Origin of the sequence: Gordonia sp. SMJS1 (assembly GCF_029866425.1) — a bacterium.
GTDB lineage: Bacteria > Actinomycetota > Actinomycetes > Mycobacteriales > Mycobacteriaceae > Gordonia > Gordonia hongkongensis.
On sequence record NZ_CP123381.1, the window covers coordinates 4,570,742 to 4,588,393 of the forward strand.

Sequence of the window (17,652 nt, forward strand, 5' to 3'; positions counted from 1 at the left end):
CAGCCCGCTCACGCGTCTCTGGATCACAGTTCCTCGGTGCACCATACCGGCATTCTCCCGATGGGATCACGGCCTCCACCAGCCCCAGGACGGTTCACCGGCCCGGACTCGCTCACCGCACCAGCCGCGGACACGACGATGCCAGTCACCCCCCACACGGCGGAAGTGACCGGCAGAGCGGGGTCAGATCAGACGGCCTCGCCCAGGTACGCCTGCTCGAGAAGTGCCGGATTCTTGGCCATCTCACTTGCCCGGCCGCGCAGACGGACACCGCCATGCACGATCACGAGCGCCTCGTCGGCCACCTCGAGAGCCAGCTGCACATGCTGCTCCACCAGCACCACGACAGCATTCGTCTCATCGGCGATACGACGGACGACCGGGAGCAGCTCTTCGACGATGACCGGGGCCAGACCCATGCTCATCTCATCGATCAGCAGCGCCCGCGGATTCTGGGTCAGCGCACGGGCCACAGCGAGCATCTGCTGCTCGCCACCCGACAGAGACCCCGCGCTGACCTTGATGCGTTTGCCCAGGGCCGGGAACAGCTCTATGGCCTCGTCCACACCGAATCCACCGGACCGTTTGGCGATCGCCAGGTTCTCGCGCACGGTCAGCGAGGTGAACAGAGCCCGGTCGTCCGGAACCAGCACCAGGCCATGCCGATTGGCCTCCGCGGGACGACCACTGCGCAGCTCTTTGCCCTCCACGATGACCTCCCCTCCCTTGCGTGGCAACAGGCCGGCCAGCGTGTTCATCAGAGTGGATTTCCCCGCCCCGTTCGGGCCGAGGATCGCGAGCACCGAACCCTCCTGGAGCGAGAAGCCGACATCGCGCACCACCCGGACCGAGCCGTAGCCGGCCGTCACCTCCCGGCACTCCAGGATCGGGACTCCCGTGGGCACGGCGGCGTCGGAGTCGTTGACGGTGTCGACCGTATTCACGTCAGCCATGGACCTGAGCCTCTTTTCCTAGGTATGCGGTGGCAACGGTTCGATTCGCCCGAATCTCCGCCGGAGTACCGGAGGCGATGAGTTCGCCGAAGTTGAGGACATGCACTTCGTCGCAGACGTTCAACACGAGATCCATGTCGTGGTCGACCATCAGGATGGTGATCCCGCTGTCCTGTATCTTGCGGAGTCGCTCTCCGAGCCAACGACTCTCGGTACTGTCGAGACCACCCGCCGGCTCGTCGAGCAGCAGCAGGTTGGGTGAGCCCGCCAGCGCGCGAGCGATTGAGACCAGCTGCCGCTGTCCCTGCGACAGTTCGCCTGCCGGCCGCTCGGCGATGTCGCTGATGCCGAGGAGGTCGAAGACCTCCGACAGATGACCGAGGTCGCCGTGTTCGGCCTTGGCGTCGGGACGGTGGACCGCGGCGGTGCGACCGACCTTGACGTTCTCGGTCACGCTCAGGTCGTCGTACAGCTCGATGGCCTGGAAGGTACGGCCGAGGCCGGCGCGAATCCGGTTGTGCGGCGCGAGTTCACTCAACGACGCGCCCGCCAGTGTCACGTCGCCGGTGTACTCGGCGAATCCGGTGATCGCGTCCATCAGCGTGGTCTTGCCGGCACCGTTCGGACCGATCAGGCCCACCAGAGCGCCCTTCGGGATCGCGAGCGAGACCTCTGACAGAGCCACCGCACCACCGTATTTCACCGAGACGTCGGCCAGGACGAGTTCAGGCTCCGCCGACCGATCGACGACCCGCGCTCGTGTCGACGGCCCCACTGCCCGGGCATCGGACCCTGCGTCCGCGTCCGCTGCCGGCTCGCTCGTATCCGGGATAGCCGCTGCGCGGCGCGTGGCCAACAAGGTGTGGGCCGGTCCGACGATTCCCTCGGGATTCAGGATCACGGTGAAGATCAGCAACACACTGGAGATCACCACATACCAGCCGCTGACCGACCACAGCTCGTCGACGACGATGAACAGCAGACCGTTGGCGGCCGTGAGGCCGGCCAGCACACCGCCGGACACCGAGGTGATTCCGGTCAGATAGACAGTCGCGAACAGGGCGACACCACCCATCGCGGCATAGGAGTTGAACGTCACGGTCTGCTGCTGGTAAGCCAGGAGCGACCCGCCGATGCCGGCGATGAACGCACCGATCGCGAAGGCCAGGATCTTCACGCGGACGACACTGACACCGGCAGCCGCAGCGGATCTCTCATTCGCACGGACCGCCAGCATCTCGGCGCCGAGCCGACTCCGCCGGAGCAGGGCGACGAATACGGCGACCCCCACGAGCACGAGCAGCACCAGGACGCCGAATGTGACCCGCGGGTAGTCCAGACCTTGTCCGATACCCAGATCCCAACCGAACAGGCTGGGTTCGGGCGCCCTGACCCCCGAGGCTCCGACGATGTCGACGTTACGGAACCAGATCGCTTCGACTGCGAACGCCATCGCAAGGGTCACCACGGCCACGGTGAGTCCTCGAATCCGTAGCGCGGGCAACCCGATCAGTACGCCGAGCGCAGCCGCACACAACGCGGCCACGACAGGGGCGATCGGGAACGGTAGATGGAACGTGTTGGCGATCGGCCCGAGTAGGAAGCCCGCGACACCGGCGATAGTCAGCTGGGCGAGGGAGACCTGACCCGCGTAGCCGGTGACGACCACCGAGGACAACGCGATGATGGCCATGACTAAGCTGACTATCAGCCCCGTGCGCAGCCGTTCGTCGAGCAACACGAGCGCCAGGACCCCGATGATCGTCATCACCACCGCGGTGGACGCCACATGGTTCGGTCTCGGCGCCCTGCCGAGGGTCTGCAGGATGATCGCACCGCGGGTCGGCAGCGGCTTCGCACGGATCAGAAGGACGGCCAGGATCAGGATCAGCGGCACAAGATCCGGCAGGCCCACGGACGGCAGCCAGTCGAATTGGGTTGCCAGATACTGCGCTTCGGACTGAAGCATACCCACGGCCAGACCAGCCAGTACCGCGACCACGACGAGATCGAAGCGAGCCAGGATCGCGGCGGCCAGAGCCGGGACGATGAACAGCGTGTAAGCAACCGGCACCAACGGGACGATGGGTGCAATCAGGATTCCGGCCAGACCCGCCACCGCCGAACTAAGCATCCAGTTGTAGGCAGCGATCCGGTCGGGCGAGATGCCGCTGACATAAGCACCTCGCTCGGTCTCGGCCGACGCACGAGTGGCCAGGCCGAACTTCGTGTAGCGGAAGGCCAGAGCCAGCACGATCGCCAGCACCACGATCGTCAGCGCGAAGAAGAACCGATCAGCAGACAGCTGGAGCTCGCCGGACTGCCAGACGTCAGTCGGGAAGATCGGTTCCACCGAAACCGGATCGGTACCCAGCTTCTGCGCCACCAGTCCCGCGATCAAGAGGGAGATACCAAGAGCGGCGACTGCGCGGGCCACCAGGGGTGAGGTCCGCAATGGCCGGAAGACGAGCAGGTACAGGACGAGCCCCAGGGCAGCTGCGATCACGAGCGAGATCGCGATCGCGGGCCACATCCCGATCGGCCCGCCGAGGTCGATCGTGTTGGGGAGCCCCGGGATCAGGATGAGCAACTCACCCTCGCGCAGGAACGCGTATGTGTACGCGGTGTACAACGCGATGGCGCCCGTCGCGAAGTTGACGACGCCGGAACTGCGGTAGGTGAGGACGACCGCCAGCGCCAGTGCGCCGAAAACCGCTCCGTTACCTAACCCCAGTAACAAGAACACCAGATGTTGCATAGAGACGCCAATCCTCACGGCTGTGCGGTCAAAGGTGACAGTGATGTTAGATCAAACTGCGATGTACGTCACCCCCTCTGCCCGAATTGACGCATCTCACATTGCGGGGCGGGTCACGCGGGGCGAATTGCGCGACGCAGCGAGCAGCTATGCTCGCTGCCACAAGAACCCGAATGGAGCAAGTCATGTCACGTCTGTTCACCAAGCCGGCCTCGGACCTCACTCCGGTCCAACTCCTTCTCCGAGGTGCCATCGGGGGCACGATGATCGCTCACGGAACCAAACACGGCCGCAGCATCGAAGGCACCGCGGGCTGGTTCCGGTCGATCGGTTTCCGGCAACCCACGCTCCAGGCGAAGGCCTCTGCGGTGGTGGAGGTCGGTGCGGGAGCCGCCATCGTCGCCGGCGCGGCCACCCCGGTAGCGGCCGCCGCGGTCGTCGGGACCATGGCCGTCGCCGCACGTTCGGTCCACCTGCCCAACGGCTTCTTCATCACATCCGAGGGCTGGGAGTACGTCGCCAATCTGTCGGTCGCAGCAATTGCGTTGGCCGCCTTGGGGCCTGGCCACTACAGCGTGGACCGGGCCATAGGCCTGGACTCGAGACTCAGCTCGGGACGAGCTGCCGCTCTCGCGGCGGGCGTCGGGCTCGCGGCAGCGGCAGCGCAACTCGCGGTGTTCCACCGGCCACCGCAGGCGACAGGGGCTGACCCACAGACGCCGACCCCCTCGTCGAACTGACCACAGCCGGTCCCGGCGGACCGCGGGCAGCGGAGGGAAAAAGCGCCGACATGGGGACACACGCGCAGCGATGGGCCAGCAGCGGTATGGCCTACCTGACCGGCGAACCGGAAGCTCCTGACTACTCCCGCGCGCCGATCATGGCGCGGGCCGACATGCTCGCCGACGTGTTCGGCGCTGATGTCGGCGAACTGCTGACCGGCCGGGCGGCCTTGATGGGCAGCTCCCGCGCCGGACAACAGTCCGCGGGCGGCAGCTCCCGTCTCATGCGGTGTCGCGATGGATGGATCGCGATGACGCTCTCGCGGGCGAGCGACATCGACTCACTGCAAGCGCTTTTCGCGCGGGACGATCCGATCGACAGTCCGTGGCAGGCACTGGCCGAGGCGTTGCCGCATCTTCACGTCGACGACGTCGTCGATCGTGCGCAGTTGCTCGAGATACCCGCCGCCGCATTGGGATCGGTGAGTTCGTCCCCCGTCGACATCGTCAGGGCATGGCCCGCTCAGCAGGCCACCCGCCCGCCGTCGCTGCTGGTGGTGGACCTGTCCGCGATGTGGGCGGGACCGTTGTGCGGTCACCTTCTGCAACAGCTCGGTGCGACCGTGATCAAGGTGGAGAGCCCCGAACGTCCCGATGGGTCGCGAGCCGGAAACCCCGACTTCTTCGCCTGGATGAACAGCGGAAAGCAGTTCTACACCACACAATTGAGCCACCGGGCGGTTGGGCTCGCGGGGTTGCTCGATGTCGCGGACGTGGTCATCGAGGCCTCCCGCCCGCGCGCTCTCGAACACGCCGGGCTGGACGCGTCCACCAGGTCGCCGCGCGCCGGGCGGGTATGGGTGCGGATCACCGGTTACGGTCGCGCTACCGGGATGGTGAACCGCGTCGCGTTCGGCGACGATGCCGCAGTTGCCGGCGGACTCGTCGGCCGGGGCACTCGTGGGCCGGTGTTCTGCGGGGACGCGATCGCCGACCCCTTGACCGGACTGGAAGCAGCGACTGCGGTGGTGCAGTCGCTCGCCCGCGGTGGCGGGGAGATAATCGACGTGTCGATGGCCGGCGTCGCCGCCAAGTACGCCGGGTGCCCCGTACTCGAGGACACCGAGCGGGTGACCGTCGCCGTGACGCCGCCCACCGCTCCCCGAATCGGTTCCGGTTTCGAGACGATCGGCGACAACGAGGTTCTGCGTCTCGTCGATGAACGTCGAGGTCCCAGATGCTGATCACCGGGGCGCAGCGACTCTCGGGTGAGCCGGTCGCGGTACGCATCACCGACCGACGCCTGACCGACGTCGCGGTCCACCTCGAGCCGGGGGACGACGAGCCGGTCCTCGATCTCCGGGGCGGCACTCTGCTTCCCGGATTACATGATCACCATCTACACCTCCGGGCGGCGGTGGCTGCGCTGCAGTCGGTGTCCGTCGGCCCACAACAGGTGGCCACACCGCAACAACTCGCCGAGGCTCTCGGCCGTTCTCGACCCCGCGACGACGGCTGGATCCGCGCTGTTGGTTATCACGACAGCGTTGCAGGGGAATTGGACCGTCATCGCCTCGACGAACTGTTCGCCCGCGCACCGGTCCGAATCCAGCATCGCAGCGGTGCGATGTGGATCGTCAACACGCCAGGCCTCATCGCCCTCGGGTGGCCGGATCATCCCACCGGCCGATTCTTTCGCCAGGACAACACCTTTGCTGCCGTGACCGCAGACGGTCCGACGGATTTCACACCACTGGGAGTCCGGCTCGCCAGGTTCGGCGTCACCGGGATCACCGAAGCGACCCCGGATCTCGGTGCCGCCGACCTCGACGCACTCGACACCGCCGTACGTGAGGAACGACTCCCCCAGCGGGTGATGGTCATGTCGCAGCACGGTGGACGACACTACTCACGGTTGGAGTTCGGTCCGGTCAAACGGATTCTCGACGACAGCACACTCGATCTCGACGAGTTGACGTCCTGGGTCGCGGAGCGACATGAGCACGGTTACGCGGTGGCCCTGCACTGCGTGACTGTCGTGCAACTCGTCGTCACGCTGTCGGCATTCCGGAGCGCGGGTGTGCGCGCGGGCGACCGAATCGAACACGCGGCGATGGTGCCCGACGATGTGATCGACGACCTCGCGGATCTCGGGGTGACCGTGGTGACGCAGCCGAATTTCGTGGCCGAACGCGGAGATGAGTACCTCCGCGAGGTACCCCCGGCGGAGCATCACGAGTTGTGGAGGGTGGCCGGCCTTCGTCGGTCGGGGGTGCCGATCGCCGGTAGCACGGATGCGCCCTTCGGGGACCTCGACCCGTGGGCCGCCATGCGTGCTGCCAGAGATCGGCGGACCAGATCGGGAAAACTCCTGTGCCCAGATGAACGTGTCGGTGCAGCTGCCGCCCTGGCGATGTTCCTCGGCGACCTGCACACGCCGGCGAATACGCGGGATCTTCGTACGGGGGATCGGGCAGACCTGTGCCTCATGTCCGCCGGACCCGACGACGTGCTCGCCGAACTGTCGGCAGATCTGGTCGCAGCCACCGTCGTCGACGGACACCTTCGGTACGCGGCCTCATGAAGCCGGCGACGGGGCCGGCAGTTCGTCCACGTGGTCGACCAATCCCCATTGGAGAGCGGTCGTCGCGTCGATACGACGTCCGGTCATGAGCAGGTAGGCCGTCCGCCATCGGCCGATACGGCGTTGAACGCTCAGCGTTCCCCCGGCACCGGGAACCAGGCCGAGCTCGAGTTCCGGTAGTCCAAACCGCGCGTCCGGTCGAGCCGTGATGAACCCGCAGTACGCTGCCATCTCCAACCCGCTGCCGAGCACGGCACCATGAACATCGGCTCGGCAGGCGGTGCCCAGCCGGCTGGTCAGTGCGTCGAGGAGAAGCGCGGGACTGTGCCGAGTACGCGCCAGGTGCGAATTGGCCGGATCCGCGAACAACCCGAACTCGGCGAGGTCACCGCCGCTGCAGAACGACCGGCCCCGGCCGCTCAACCTCACGGACTCGATCGAGGTGTCCGCGAGCGCCACGGTCAAGCCGTCGATCAGGCCCGCCCGCAACACGTCGCTGAACGCGTTGTGCCGGTCCCCCCGATTGAAGACGATGTCGAGGTGCGAGTCCTCGCGCGTGAGGACCACGGCGTCGTCCTGCTGGTGACGCCGACGGCTGCCCTGAGACGCCAGCCAATCCGTGAATTCGGTCCCGGCCTGCAGCGCCGAATAGGCCAGCGACTCGGTGATCAACCCGCTGACGGTACTGCCGGCATCCGACACTGCACGTAACACGTCGTCGCCCACAGACGCCGCCACCGGATGCGCCGAGATCCTGTCGGTGAGCACGGCGATGGTGCCCTCGATGTCGGCGGTGTACACCAGCCGTCGATCGTCGGACGGTGTGTCGGTGAGGGTGAAGGTCGCCCGGTCCACCACCCTGTCTGCGCGGTCGGAGCCGATGACGCCGCTTCTGCACACGCCGACGGTGGGTCCGGAAAGCCGCCAGTGCTCAGTCGGAACATCCGCATCGGTGAGATCCAAGATCGTCAGGACATGTGTCACGGCAGAATCCTAGACCGAACGCGGTCGGAGATGCGCACCCGGTCAGAGCCCGCTGCGGCGGAGCGTCACCCGATAGGTGTAGTGCTCGGGGAGGAAGTAACTGACCGCGAGTTCGACTGCGCGGCCGCGTGAATCGGTGTACAACCGGTCGACGCGCAGCACCGTGTGCCCCACGGGGCAGCCGAGGCGGGCAGCGGTCTCGGCGTCGGCGACGGTGGCGGTGATCGATTGCGCGCACTCCTCGATCGGGTGCGCCAGATGCGGTTCGAGCAGGCCGATCATCGTGTGGTCACTGCGCGCTCCGGCCTCGACCTCGGGGGCGTCGATCACCAGGCGTGCGACCGACTCCGGCCACCACACGGTGGTCACGACGAAAGGGACACCGTCGTGGAATCGCTGGAAGACGATGCGGTACACCACGTCGGTGTCCAGTCGCAGGCGACCCGCTGCCTCGAGATCCACGCGGCGCGAGGGTGATTCGAGCACCTGCATCTCGGTGTCCGTCGACAGGTTCATGAGGTCCTCGATCGAACCCAGCTGGCGCAGGTACTGACCCGCGGTCTCGGTCGCGAACGTTCCCCGGCCGGGCACGCGGTACACCGAGCCCTCGCTCACCAATTCGAGGAACGCGCGGCGGACGGTCTGCCGGCTGAGCCCGTACTCCTGGGAGAGCTCGGATTCGGTCGGCAGCCGCACACCGCCGGCGTATCTGCCCGCGACGATGTGCTCGCGCAGTTCCGCGGCCAACGTCTTGTACGCAGGTGCGGACTGCTCGGACTCGCGCATGAAACCCACTCTCCCGCCGGACGACGGCGTGCCGCTCAGATCCCGCCGCGCGACACGAGTTGTGCCGCAATGACATTGCGTTGGATCTCGTTGGTGCCCTCGCCGACGATCATCAGGGGCGCGTCCCGGAAGTATCGCTCGACGTCGAACTCGGTGGAGTACCCGTAACCACCGTGGATGCGGACGGCGTTCAGGGCGATTTCCATCGCCACCTCGGAGGCGTAGAGCTTGGCCATCCCCGCCTCCATGTCGCAGCGCTCACCCCGGTCGTACTGTTCGGCCGCGTGCCAGGTCAGCTGGCGCGCTGCGGTGAGCTTGGTCGCCATGTCGGCGAGATAGTTGCCGATCGACTGATGCTTCCAGATCGGCTGTCCGAAGGATTCCCGCTGCTGCGCGTAGGCGAGCGAGTCCTCGAGTGCCGCGGTCGCGACGCCCAGCGCTCGGCAGGCGACCTGGATTCGACCGGTCTCCAAGCCCTTCATCATCTGACCGAATCCCTTGCCGGGCACCTCGCCCAGGATCGCCGTCTGCGGGATGCGGTAACCGTCGAAGGACAGCTCGCAGCTCTCGACACCCTTGTAGCCGAGCTTGGGCAGGTCGCGTGACACGGTCAGCCCGGGTCCGTGTTCGACGAGCACGATCGAGATGCCCTTGTGGCGCGGCTGCGCGCCGGGATCGGTCTTGCACATCAGCGCGATCAGCCCGGAACGCCGGGCGTTGCTGATCCAGGTCTTCGCACCGTTGATGACCAGCTCGTCGCCATCGGTCTTCGCCACGGTCGACATCGCCTGCAGATCCGACCCGCCGCCCGGTTCGGTGAGCGCCATGGTGGCGCGCAGTTCACCGGTCGCCATCCGCGGCAGGTACTCGAGCTTCTGCTCGTCGGTGCCGAACAGCGTCAACAACTTCGCGACAACCGTGTGCCCACCCATCGCGCCGGCCAGACTCATCCAGCCGCGCGCGAGTTCCTGGGTGACCTGCGCATAGCACGGCATCGACACCGGCGAACCGCCGAACTCCTCGGGCACCGCCAGCCCGTAGATGCCGATCTGCTTCATCTGCTCGATCCACTTCTCGGGATATTCGTTGGCATGCTCGACCTCCTGGACCGACGGCTTCACCTCGCGGTCGACGAAGGACCGCACAGTGTCGACCAGGAATGCCTCTTCGGCGGAAAGTGAGCTCATGACGGTGCCCCTACGATCTACGGCGGATTTGTACGGCCATTTTGTCGATCCCCGTCGGACCTGTCAACACTTCCCAAAGCTCGGCGCGGTCTGATACAACCGGAACCGCATCACATATGGCCGCACATTTGATCTCGACCCCTGGAGCAACCGTGCAGAGAAGACGAGCCGTCCTGGTCGCGCCCGCCTCCGACGACCGCAAGGCCCGCAAGGCGCTGGCTTCGATCGCCGATGAGGTCGTGCTCGACCTCGAGGACGCGGTGACCCCGGCGAACAAGGACTCCGCACGCGCAGCGGCCGCCGACCTGGTCGCCGAGTTCGGCGCCGACCGCGCGATCTCGTTGCGCATCAACGCGATCGACACGCCTTGGGCCGGCGCCGATCTCGCCGCCTGCGCCCAGATGCCGAACCTGACGTCGGTGGTGCTGCCGAAGGCCGACTCGCCCGCCGACCTCCGGTCGGCCGACGAGCAGCTCGGCCGAGCGTCGGTCCGCCTGCAGGCGTTGCTCGAATCACCGCGCGGCATCCGTGACGCCGGCGCCATCTGCGCGGCCACAAACCGGCTCGATGCCGTCCTCATCGGTTACGCCGATCTCGCCGCATCATTGGGACGCAGCCCCGACCTGCCGATGCGGACGTGGCACGTCGTCCAGGACTCGGTGTTGCTCGCCGCGCGCGCGGCCGGCGTGGACGTCATCGACGGACCGCATCTGACGATCGCCGACGACGACACCTTCCGCGACGCCAAGCGCTGGGTCCGCGACCTCGGCTTCGACGGCACCTGGGTGATCCATCCGGCTCAACTGCAGTCCGCCATCGACATCTTCACCCCGGACGCCGCCGCCGTGGAGGACGCACGACGGGTGCTCGACGCACTCGAGCAGGCAGCCGCCGCGGGTGCCGGTGCGGCCGAGCTCGACGGCCGAATGCTCGACGAGGCGCTCGCCGTCTCCGCGCGGCGCGTCCTCGCCAAGGCTGCGTCCGAATGAGCGCGTCCGAGCCGGTCGCCGTGGGCGGCCCGTTCTTCGACGAACTGTCCCATGGACAGTTGTTCGACGACGCGCCGTCGCTCACGTTGACATCCGGTCTCGCCGCGACGCACCAAGCGATTCTCGGTGACCGCCTTCGACTCTCGCTCGACGCCCATCTCTCGGATCGCGTGGTGGGTGGCGTCCTCGCCCATCCCGGCCTGGTCACCGACGTCGCGATCGGTCAATCCACGCTGGCCACCCACCACGTGAAGGCGAACCTCTTCTACCGCGGCCTGCGGTTCCTGAGCCACCCCCGGATCGGCGACACGTTGACGACCGTCACCGAAGTGGTCGGGCTGCGCGAGAACACACCGAAGCCAGGACGTGCGCCGACCGGGCTCGCCGCGCTCCACATGGTCACCACCGATCAGACCGGCGTCACCGTCCTCGACTTCTACCGGTGCGCGATGCTGCCGTTGTCACCCGACGCCGATCCCGGGCGGACCGTGCACGCTGACGACCTGAGCACCATCGGACCGGGAGACGATGCGCAACCGTTCATCCCCGAATGGGACCTCGACACCTATCGCGAATCCGCACGCGGACAACATTTCTCATCCGAGTTTGCCGGACGCGCCTTCTCCTCCAGCGCCGACGTGGTGTCCAGCGCACCCGAACTCGCCCGGCTCTCGCTGAACATCGCAGCCACCCACCACGACGAGCGGGTGGCCGGTGCGGCCGCCGGCGGTCGGCTGGTCTACGGCGGGCACACCATCGGACTGGCCCTCGCGCAGGCGAACCGGGCGCTGCCGAACCTGGTGACGGTGACCGGCTGGGATTCGTGCGACCACACCGGACCGGTGCACGAGGGCGACACCCTCAGTTCGACGATCCTCGTCGAGGAGGCGACGCCGCTCGCCGCCGGCGGCGTCCTGCGCCTGCGCTCCACCGTCGTCGCACACGGCGACGACTCCGATCGCGAGGTCCTCGACTGGCGTTTCCGCGTCCTGATGGCCTGATCGTCTGCCGAATCCCCCATTCCACTCCAGGAGTTTCCGCGCATGAGCTCGCATCCCCGTCCGCTCGAAGGCCTCCGCGTCGTGGAGGTGTCGAGCTTCGTCGCCTCACCCCTGTGCGGCCTGACCCTGTCGCAGCTCGGCGCCGAGGTGATCCGGGTCGACCCAATCGGCGGGGCCGCCGACATCAACCGCTGGCCGGTCACCGATGACGGCAACTCGATCTACTGGACCGGGCTCAACCGCGGCAAGAAGTCCGTCACCGTCGACTTCCGTGACCCCCAGGGACAGCGAATGATCCAGGATCTTGTCATCGACAGCGGGCCGGGCGGCGGAATCCTGGTCACCAACGCGGGCGGACGGTCGTGGATGAGTCACGAGACGCTGTCGGCGCGGCGCTCCGACGTCATCACCCTGGAACTGCTCGGCCGGACCGACGGCACTCCCGGAGTCGACTACACAGTCAACGCGGCACTCGGATTCCCGTCGATCACCGGCCCCACCGACTACGCCGGCGTCGTCAATCACGTACTGCCGGCGTGGGATGTCGCGTGCGGCCTCTATGCCGCACTGGCGATCACGGCCGCCGTCCGGCGCCGCGACCAGAACGGGATGGGGGCGCAGATCACCCTGCCCCTGGAGGACACCGCTCTCGCCATCGCCGGGACGCTCGGCTATCTCACCGAACCGCAGCTGAGTGGCGACACCCGACCGGCCACCGGGAACGACGTATACGGCACCTACGGAACCGATTTCGTCACCGCGGATGACTCTCGCTTCATGCTCGTCGCCCTGACCCCGCGGCATTTCCGCGGGCTGGTCGAGATGACCGGGACCGGCGAGGCGGTCGCGGCCGTCGAACGGGCGCTGGGAGCGGACTTCGTCAGGGAGGACGACCGGTACATTCACCGCGGTGTCCTCACACCGCTGTTCGCGGCGTGGTTCGCGCGACACACGTCTGTCGAGGTCGAGGCCGCGCTGGCGCAGACCTCCGTGCTCTGGGAGCGTTACCGGACTTTTGACGAGGTCGTCGAATCAGGTGTTCTGCAGCGCAATCCGCTCTTCACCGAGCTGGAGCAGCCCGGCATCGGCACCTACCTGGCCGCCGGCCTGCCGGCCATTTTCGACGGTGAGCACTACTTCGCCGGGCCGGCCCCGGACCTGGGCTCGTCGACGGGGTTCTGAAGGTCGTTCACCTGTGACCCCTCCGCTCCCTGAGCTGAGGAGCGAGCTTGCGAGCGTCACGAAGGGTCTGGCGAGACACGTTACGGGACCCTTCGTGACGCGCCCTCCGCAAGCTCCGGGCGCTCCTAGTAATAGCTGGAAGGGCTGGTAACTGGGACATCCTCCTGATGTGGTCATAAGGGGCTTGGTTATCCCAACCACAAAAGGAGGATGTCAATGTCTAAGGCTAGTCGTTTGAGTCGTGGAGACAAGCGTCGCAACGATCGGTTGAGCAAGTTCCGGGGCATCGTGCGCCGTGACTACGCGGTCGCAGCGATTGATCTGGCGTCGAAAAAGCAAGTTGTCGCTGTGGTCGATCACGACTCCCGCATCGTGGCGCGCAGAACTTTTCACTGCGCGCCACCGCAGTTGGCCACCGCGATCGAGTGGAGCCGTACCGCCGCTACCGCTGCCGGGTTTGCCGGCATCGTCATCGCGTGTGAACCGACCGGGCATCGCTGGAAAACGGTCCGAGACCTGACCGCGGCGGTCGGGGTGCAGATGGTGTGTGTGCAGCCGATCGCGGTGGCACGGGCCCGAGAGACCGAAGACTTCACCCACGACAAATCCGATGACAAAGACGCCCTGCTGATCGCACGGCTGACCACCCAACTTCATATCTATCTGCCCGAACACGCCGACGAGCAATGGACCCGGCTACGTCACCTCGGCGTACGCCGATCCCAGCAACTCACCCGCCGTGGTGCGGCGCAGCAACAAGCCCGCGACCTCCTCGAAGGCGCCTGGCCCCACGCCCTTGACTGCGCCGGGCAACCGTTCAAATCGGTGACCTGGCTGGCCGCGATGGCCGTCATCGGTTGCACCCCGGAAACGTTGACCGCCCAGGGCAGCCGGGAACAGGCGGTGGCGTGGCTCCGCGAACACGTACGCGCCGAACTGCCCTGCTGGGGTGGGCGTCGGGTCACTACCCGCATCCTGGTCGCGATCGTCGATGCCGCTTTCGCCGTCCAGACCGAGACCACGATCACCGCCGAGGCCGGTGCGCTGGAACGGGCCCGCTACGCCTTGGCCGACTTTCACCACGCCCGCACCGCCTGCGAGCAGGTCGAGGCGGCCATGATCGAGGTCCTCACCGGGCTGGGCCTGCACGAACTCGCCGGATCCATTCCCGGAGTATCGGCGGTCTCGGTGGCGGCGATCCTCGCCGAAACCGGTGACCTGACCCGCTTCGACTCGGCGCGGGCGGTAGTCAAACATGCCGGACTATGCCCCCGGGAGAACTCCTCCGGCGCCTACCGCGGCGCCACCCGCATCAGCGGTCGTGGCCGGCCGCTGTTGCGGGTCGCCGCCTGGCGAGCGGCGTTCGCGGCGTTGACCCACAACGAGGTATACGCCGCCCGCTATCGGCACCTGACCAGCCGAGAAGCAAACCGCCTCAACCCCAACCAGGCCCGGGTAGCGATCGCCGCGGCTCTGTTGCGGCAGCTATACGTCGTCATCACCACCGCCACGCCGTGGAACCCTGACATCGCTGCCGGCCGTACCCGACCCGTAGAAAGGACCGCCGCCTGACCCCTAAACCCCTTCCGGCCGGGACAAGCTCGCTGCTCCTTGGGCACATAAGCCCGACCCTGAGCCTGAGCAGTCCCACCCCGGCGCGAACCAAGCTCGAATGAAGGCTGTTGGGTACCAACCCGTTTGACCGCTAGGTAGAGCCCGCGCCAGGCAACGACCCCGGCCATCCAAAACCCCACCATCATCCATCCCGCAGCCACCACCGGCCGCCGGGCCACACCCCCACGCCCACACCCATCACAGGACCCTGTTGACACAAACCCTCATAGGCTGCTCAGGGAGCAGGGGGCAGGTCGTTCTCTCGGGTTAAGGAGCAGGGCCGTGCCGCTCGCACCTCAGGGAGCAGGGGACGACGAACTCACCTGTGCGCCAGATGATCCGGGCGTGGCTCGGTCCCGCCGAACGGCGCCTGGAGGGCGTTCGATTTCGCGTTGAAGACGACGAACAGATTGCTGCGCGGGAAGGGCGTGATGTTCCCGCCGGACGCGTGCATGCAGTTCGAGTCGAAATACAGTGCGGACCCGGCGGGGCCGGTGATCGTGTCGATGCCCAGTTCGTCGGCGAGGCTCGCGACATCCTCCTCCTCCGGTGTCCCGAATGGCGGCCGATACGACGTCAGCGATTCCCGGTGGTAGTCATCAGGTGTCTCGCCCACGCAGCTGACGAACCGGCGGTGTGATCCCGGGATGATCATCAGCGGACCGTTGGTGGTGTGGTTCGGCGTCAAGGCCAGCGAGACGCTCAGCGCACGTGGGGCGGGCATGCCGTCCTCGGCGTGCCACGTCTCGAAGTCCGAGTGCCAGTAGAACGGACCGCCCGCGAACCCGGGTTTCAGGTTGATGCGGCTCTGGTGGATCGTGACGTCGTCGTCGAGGATCTGCCGGGCCACCCCGGCAATCGTTTCACGCGAACATATCTCGGCGATGACGTCACTGAGCTGATGCACCGCGAACAGCGATCGCACCTGCCCGCTCGATGATTCGCGGATCACCCGATCGTCGTCGCCGAGCCGCTCGGTGATGGACTCCACCTCGCGTAGGCAGTCGGCGATGTCGGCGTCCGAGAGAATGTTTGTCTCCGTGTGGTATCCGCGATCGGCATAGTGCCGGAGTTCGGGCGCGGACAGCGGGCCCGGGTTTCCCATGCTCCCCCACACGGTGTTGTGTGGGCGCGGTTCGATCTGGCTGCGCTGCGCGAGCCGGGTGCGGTAGACGTCGACGGGTGTGCTCGTCGACTGCGCGCCGGGCGAGACATCGGCGGCTTCTGGAGTTCTGGCTGCTGTGTGAGTTACCACGATCGCAACGATCCTTTCCCTCATCCGGCGGGCCGCTCGCGGAGCAGTTCTGCCCCGGCGGCAGGCAAGGTGATTGTGTTGTGCGCGACCGTCGCACGACGACGCGTCGCGAGGTACGGCGTCCGCGGCGCGGAGTTCTGCACGCCCTTCGGGAAACGGCCGTATATGTGCACCCTGCCAGGGACGACAAACCCCCGCAACCATGCTGGTATGCGCCGCGGAGAAAGTCCTCGACTCAACCGAGCCGGGCGAACTCCAGGATGATGTCGACGGCCCGCGCCGCGCTCTGACACGCGCCCTCCATCGTCGTGGTCCAGTCGGTGCGGGTCCAGTCACCGGCGAGGGCGAGGCCGTCGACCTCGGTGCGCTGGTCTGGGCGGAGGCCGGCGGTCCCGGGTCGTTGCGCGAAGGTCGATTTCGGCATCCGGACCACGTGGCTGTGGACCACCTGCGCGTTCGCCGCCTGCGGGAAGTAGCGGCGCAGCATGTCCATCTGGATCTCGGTGATCTCGGCGTTCGTCTTCGAGATCAGATCGTAGGACGCCGACACCGTCGTCGAGTAGAAGTAGTTGTCGCGTGGTTCGCGCCCGTGCATGCGCTGGCGGTCCCAGACCTGTTCGAGCACTCCCTCACCGCCGTAGAGGATCTCGCCCCAGTCGGTCATCCCGATCGAGCGGTCGAGATAGAGGTTCACACTGACGATGGGCACCGGGGTCAGGTTCTCGACGGCGCGATAGATCCGCTCGTGCCCGGGCACCTGGTCGAGCAGACCCTTCACGCTCCACACCGGTACCGCGCAGATGACGGCATCGGCTGCGATCTTCTCGCCGTCGGCCAGCGTCACCCCGCTCACCGTCCCGTCGGTGACGTCGATCGACGAGACCACCGCCCGGTGTCGGACCTCCACACCGGCGTCGGCGAAGCGCTTCTCGGCGCCGTCGATGAACAACGTGTCGAGATCGACGGTGGGATACCCGATCGAGATCGGCGTACGCGTCTCGCGCGCCCGGCGGGCTCCCGTGACGAGCAGATCGGCCGGGACCTTGGCCGAGGAGATGTCGGGCTTGTCGCCGGTGAGGCCGATGACGATGCCGTCCCACAACGCATCCCGGGCCGACTGCGGCAGTCCGATGCGACGGAACCACTCGTCGGCGGTGACCTCGTCGAGCCAGTCGGGTTGCCGAAATGCCTGCCGTATCAACCTCATCTGCGCACGCGCCGTGCGCAACCGGTCGAGGCCGGTCACCCCGGGCAGGTCGCCGAGCGCGGCCCGCAGTCCGGGCAGGCCGGTGAACGCCGATCGGCGCGTCGCCCCACCGGGCATTCGCACCGTCATGTGACCCGGGAAGGCCACGTGCTCCCGCGTACCGACGCTGTCCAGATAGCGCATGAGGTGCTCGTACCCGCTGGCGAAGACGTGCTGCCCGTTGTCGGGCACGTCGTCGACGGCGTGCAGCGGCATCGAGATGGTGCGTCCGCCGAGTGAACCCCGCCGTTCGAGCAGGGTGACGCGTTGCCCCGCCTCCGACAGCCAGACCGCCGACGCCAGTCCGGCCAGTCCCCCACCCACGACCACACAATGCATGGCGACAGATTAGCGGTCAGGGCTGACCGATACCGACTGTGCGACGAATTGT

General features: G+C 67.0%; 14 protein-coding genes. 7 read left to right on the plus strand and 7 right to left on the minus strand.

Features of this window, described 5'->3' with window-relative positions:
* Positions 1-188: 188 nt before the first annotated feature.
* Together QAD21_RS20700 and QAD21_RS20705 are read right to left on the minus strand one after the other, a co-directional pair.
* Complete coding sequence (locus QAD21_RS20700; RefSeq protein WP_065632518.1) at positions 189-953, minus strand: ABC transporter ATP-binding protein; 765 nt, start codon at positions 951-953, stop codon at positions 189-191.
* Positions 946-3,699, minus strand: coding sequence for a branched-chain amino acid ABC transporter permease/ATP-binding protein (locus tag QAD21_RS20705; RefSeq protein WP_254661322.1), 2,754 nt, complete (start codon positions 3,697-3,699; stop codon positions 946-948). Before QAD21_RS20705 ends, QAD21_RS20700 begins: the two co-directional genes overlap by 8 nt.
* A 197-nt stretch (positions 3,700-3,896) precedes the next feature.
* On the opposite strand from QAD21_RS20705, the gene QAD21_RS20710 reads away from it, so the two are divergent.
* Genes QAD21_RS20710 through QAD21_RS20720 form a run of 3 tightly spaced genes read left to right on the plus strand, consistent with a single transcriptional unit; the run spans position 3,897 to position 7,017 of the window.
* A complete protein-coding gene (locus QAD21_RS20710) occupies positions 3,897-4,451 on the plus strand; it encodes a DoxX family protein (RefSeq protein ID WP_065632516.1) in 555 nt (184 codons plus the stop codon).
* 50 nt (positions 4,452-4,501) lie between these two features.
* Positions 4,502-5,677, plus strand: a complete 1,176-nt coding sequence (locus QAD21_RS20715) for a CoA transferase (protein WP_065632515.1) — start codon at positions 4,502-4,504, stop codon at positions 5,675-5,677.
* Positions 5,671-7,017 carry an amidohydrolase family protein gene (locus tag QAD21_RS20720; protein WP_065632514.1) on the plus strand — a complete coding sequence of 449 codons (1,347 nt, stop codon included), beginning with the start codon at positions 5,671-5,673 and terminating at the stop codon, positions 7,015-7,017. Before QAD21_RS20715 ends, QAD21_RS20720 begins: the two co-directional genes overlap by 7 nt.
* On the opposite strand, the gene QAD21_RS20725 is transcribed toward QAD21_RS20720, so the two are convergent.
* From QAD21_RS20725 to QAD21_RS20735, 3 genes are all read right to left on the minus strand, one after another.
* Positions 7,012-7,917, minus strand: coding sequence for an enoyl-CoA hydratase/isomerase family protein (locus QAD21_RS20725; protein ID WP_065632601.1), 906 nt, complete (start codon positions 7,915-7,917; stop codon positions 7,012-7,014). The genes QAD21_RS20720 and QAD21_RS20725 overlap by 6 nt on opposite strands.
* A gap of 126 nt (positions 7,918-8,043) precedes the next feature.
* Positions 8,044-8,787 (minus strand): GntR family transcriptional regulator, encoded by a 744-nt coding sequence (locus tag QAD21_RS20730; protein WP_065632600.1) that lies wholly within the window; start codon positions 8,785-8,787, stop codon positions 8,044-8,046.
* 35 nt (positions 8,788-8,822) lie between these two features.
* Positions 8,823-9,974, minus strand: a complete 1,152-nt coding sequence (locus QAD21_RS20735) for an acyl-CoA dehydrogenase family protein (RefSeq protein ID WP_065632513.1) — start codon at positions 9,972-9,974, stop codon at positions 8,823-8,825.
* Between the two features lie 116 nt (positions 9,975-10,090).
* Between QAD21_RS20735 and QAD21_RS20740 the strand changes: the two genes are divergently transcribed.
* The 4 genes from QAD21_RS20740 to QAD21_RS20755 all read left to right on the plus strand — a co-directional run bounded on the left by QAD21_RS20740 (position 10,091) and on the right by QAD21_RS20755 (position 14,718).
* Complete coding sequence (locus tag QAD21_RS20740) at positions 10,091-10,963, plus strand: CoA ester lyase (RefSeq protein ID WP_065632512.1); 873 nt, start codon at positions 10,091-10,093, stop codon at positions 10,961-10,963.
* The gene (locus QAD21_RS20745; RefSeq protein WP_065632511.1) at positions 10,960-11,964 is read left to right on the plus strand and encodes a MaoC family dehydratase; all 1,005 of its coding nucleotides are present in this window, start codon (positions 10,960-10,962) and stop codon (positions 11,962-11,964) included. Before QAD21_RS20740 ends, QAD21_RS20745 begins: the two co-directional genes overlap by 4 nt.
* 42 nt (positions 11,965-12,006) lie before the next feature.
* Positions 12,007-13,146, plus strand: coding sequence for a CoA transferase (locus tag QAD21_RS20750; RefSeq protein WP_065632510.1), 1,140 nt, complete (start codon positions 12,007-12,009; stop codon positions 13,144-13,146).
* Positions 13,147-13,413: 267 nt separating this feature from the next.
* On the plus strand, positions 13,414-14,718 hold the full coding sequence (locus QAD21_RS20755; RefSeq protein WP_247449427.1) for an IS110 family transposase: 1,305 nt from the start codon (positions 13,414-13,416) through the stop codon (positions 14,716-14,718).
* Positions 14,719-15,079: 361 nt separating this feature from the next.
* On the opposite strand, the gene thpD is transcribed toward QAD21_RS20755, so the two are convergent.
* Positions 15,080-16,015, minus strand: coding sequence for an ectoine hydroxylase (gene thpD, locus QAD21_RS20760; RefSeq protein ID WP_065632509.1), 936 nt, complete (start codon positions 16,013-16,015; stop codon positions 15,080-15,082).
* A gap of 235 nt (positions 16,016-16,250) precedes the next feature.
* A complete protein-coding gene (hpnE, locus tag QAD21_RS20765) occupies positions 16,251-17,600 on the minus strand; it encodes a hydroxysqualene dehydroxylase HpnE (RefSeq protein ID WP_065632508.1) in 1,350 nt (449 codons plus the stop codon).
* Between the last annotated feature and the right edge of the window lie 52 nt (positions 17,601-17,652).

Bases quoted from the DNA above. Each gene is read 5' to 3' on its own strand.
- QAD21_RS20740 (WP_065632512.1), top strand. From the start codon at position 10,091: ATGGCCGCACATTTGATCTCGACCCCTGGAGCAACCGTGCAGAGAAGA.
- QAD21_RS20730 (WP_065632600.1), bottom strand. From the start codon at position 8,787: ATGCGCGAGTCCGAGCAGTCCGCACCTGCGTACAAGACGTTGGCCGCG.
- QAD21_RS20720 (WP_065632514.1), top strand. From the start codon at position 5,671: ATGCTGATCACCGGGGCGCAGCGACTCTCGGGTGAGCCGGTCGCGGTA.
- QAD21_RS20735 (WP_065632513.1), bottom strand. From the start codon at position 9,974: ATGAGCTCACTTTCCGCCGAAGAGGCATTCCTGGTCGACACTGTGCGG.
- QAD21_RS20750 (WP_065632510.1), top strand. From the start codon at position 12,007: ATGAGCTCGCATCCCCGTCCGCTCGAAGGCCTCCGCGTCGTGGAGGTG.
- hpnE (WP_065632508.1), bottom strand. From the start codon at position 17,600: ATGCATTGTGTGGTCGTGGGTGGGGGACTGGCCGGACTGGCGTCGGCG.
- QAD21_RS20745 (WP_065632511.1), top strand. From the start codon at position 10,960: ATGAGCGCGTCCGAGCCGGTCGCCGTGGGCGGCCCGTTCTTCGACGAA.
- QAD21_RS20700 (WP_065632518.1), bottom strand. From the start codon at position 953: ATGGCTGACGTGAATACGGTCGACACCGTCAACGACTCCGACGCCGCC.
- QAD21_RS20710 (WP_065632516.1), top strand. From the start codon at position 3,897: ATGTCACGTCTGTTCACCAAGCCGGCCTCGGACCTCACTCCGGTCCAA.
- QAD21_RS20715 (WP_065632515.1), top strand. From the start codon at position 4,502: ATGGGGACACACGCGCAGCGATGGGCCAGCAGCGGTATGGCCTACCTG.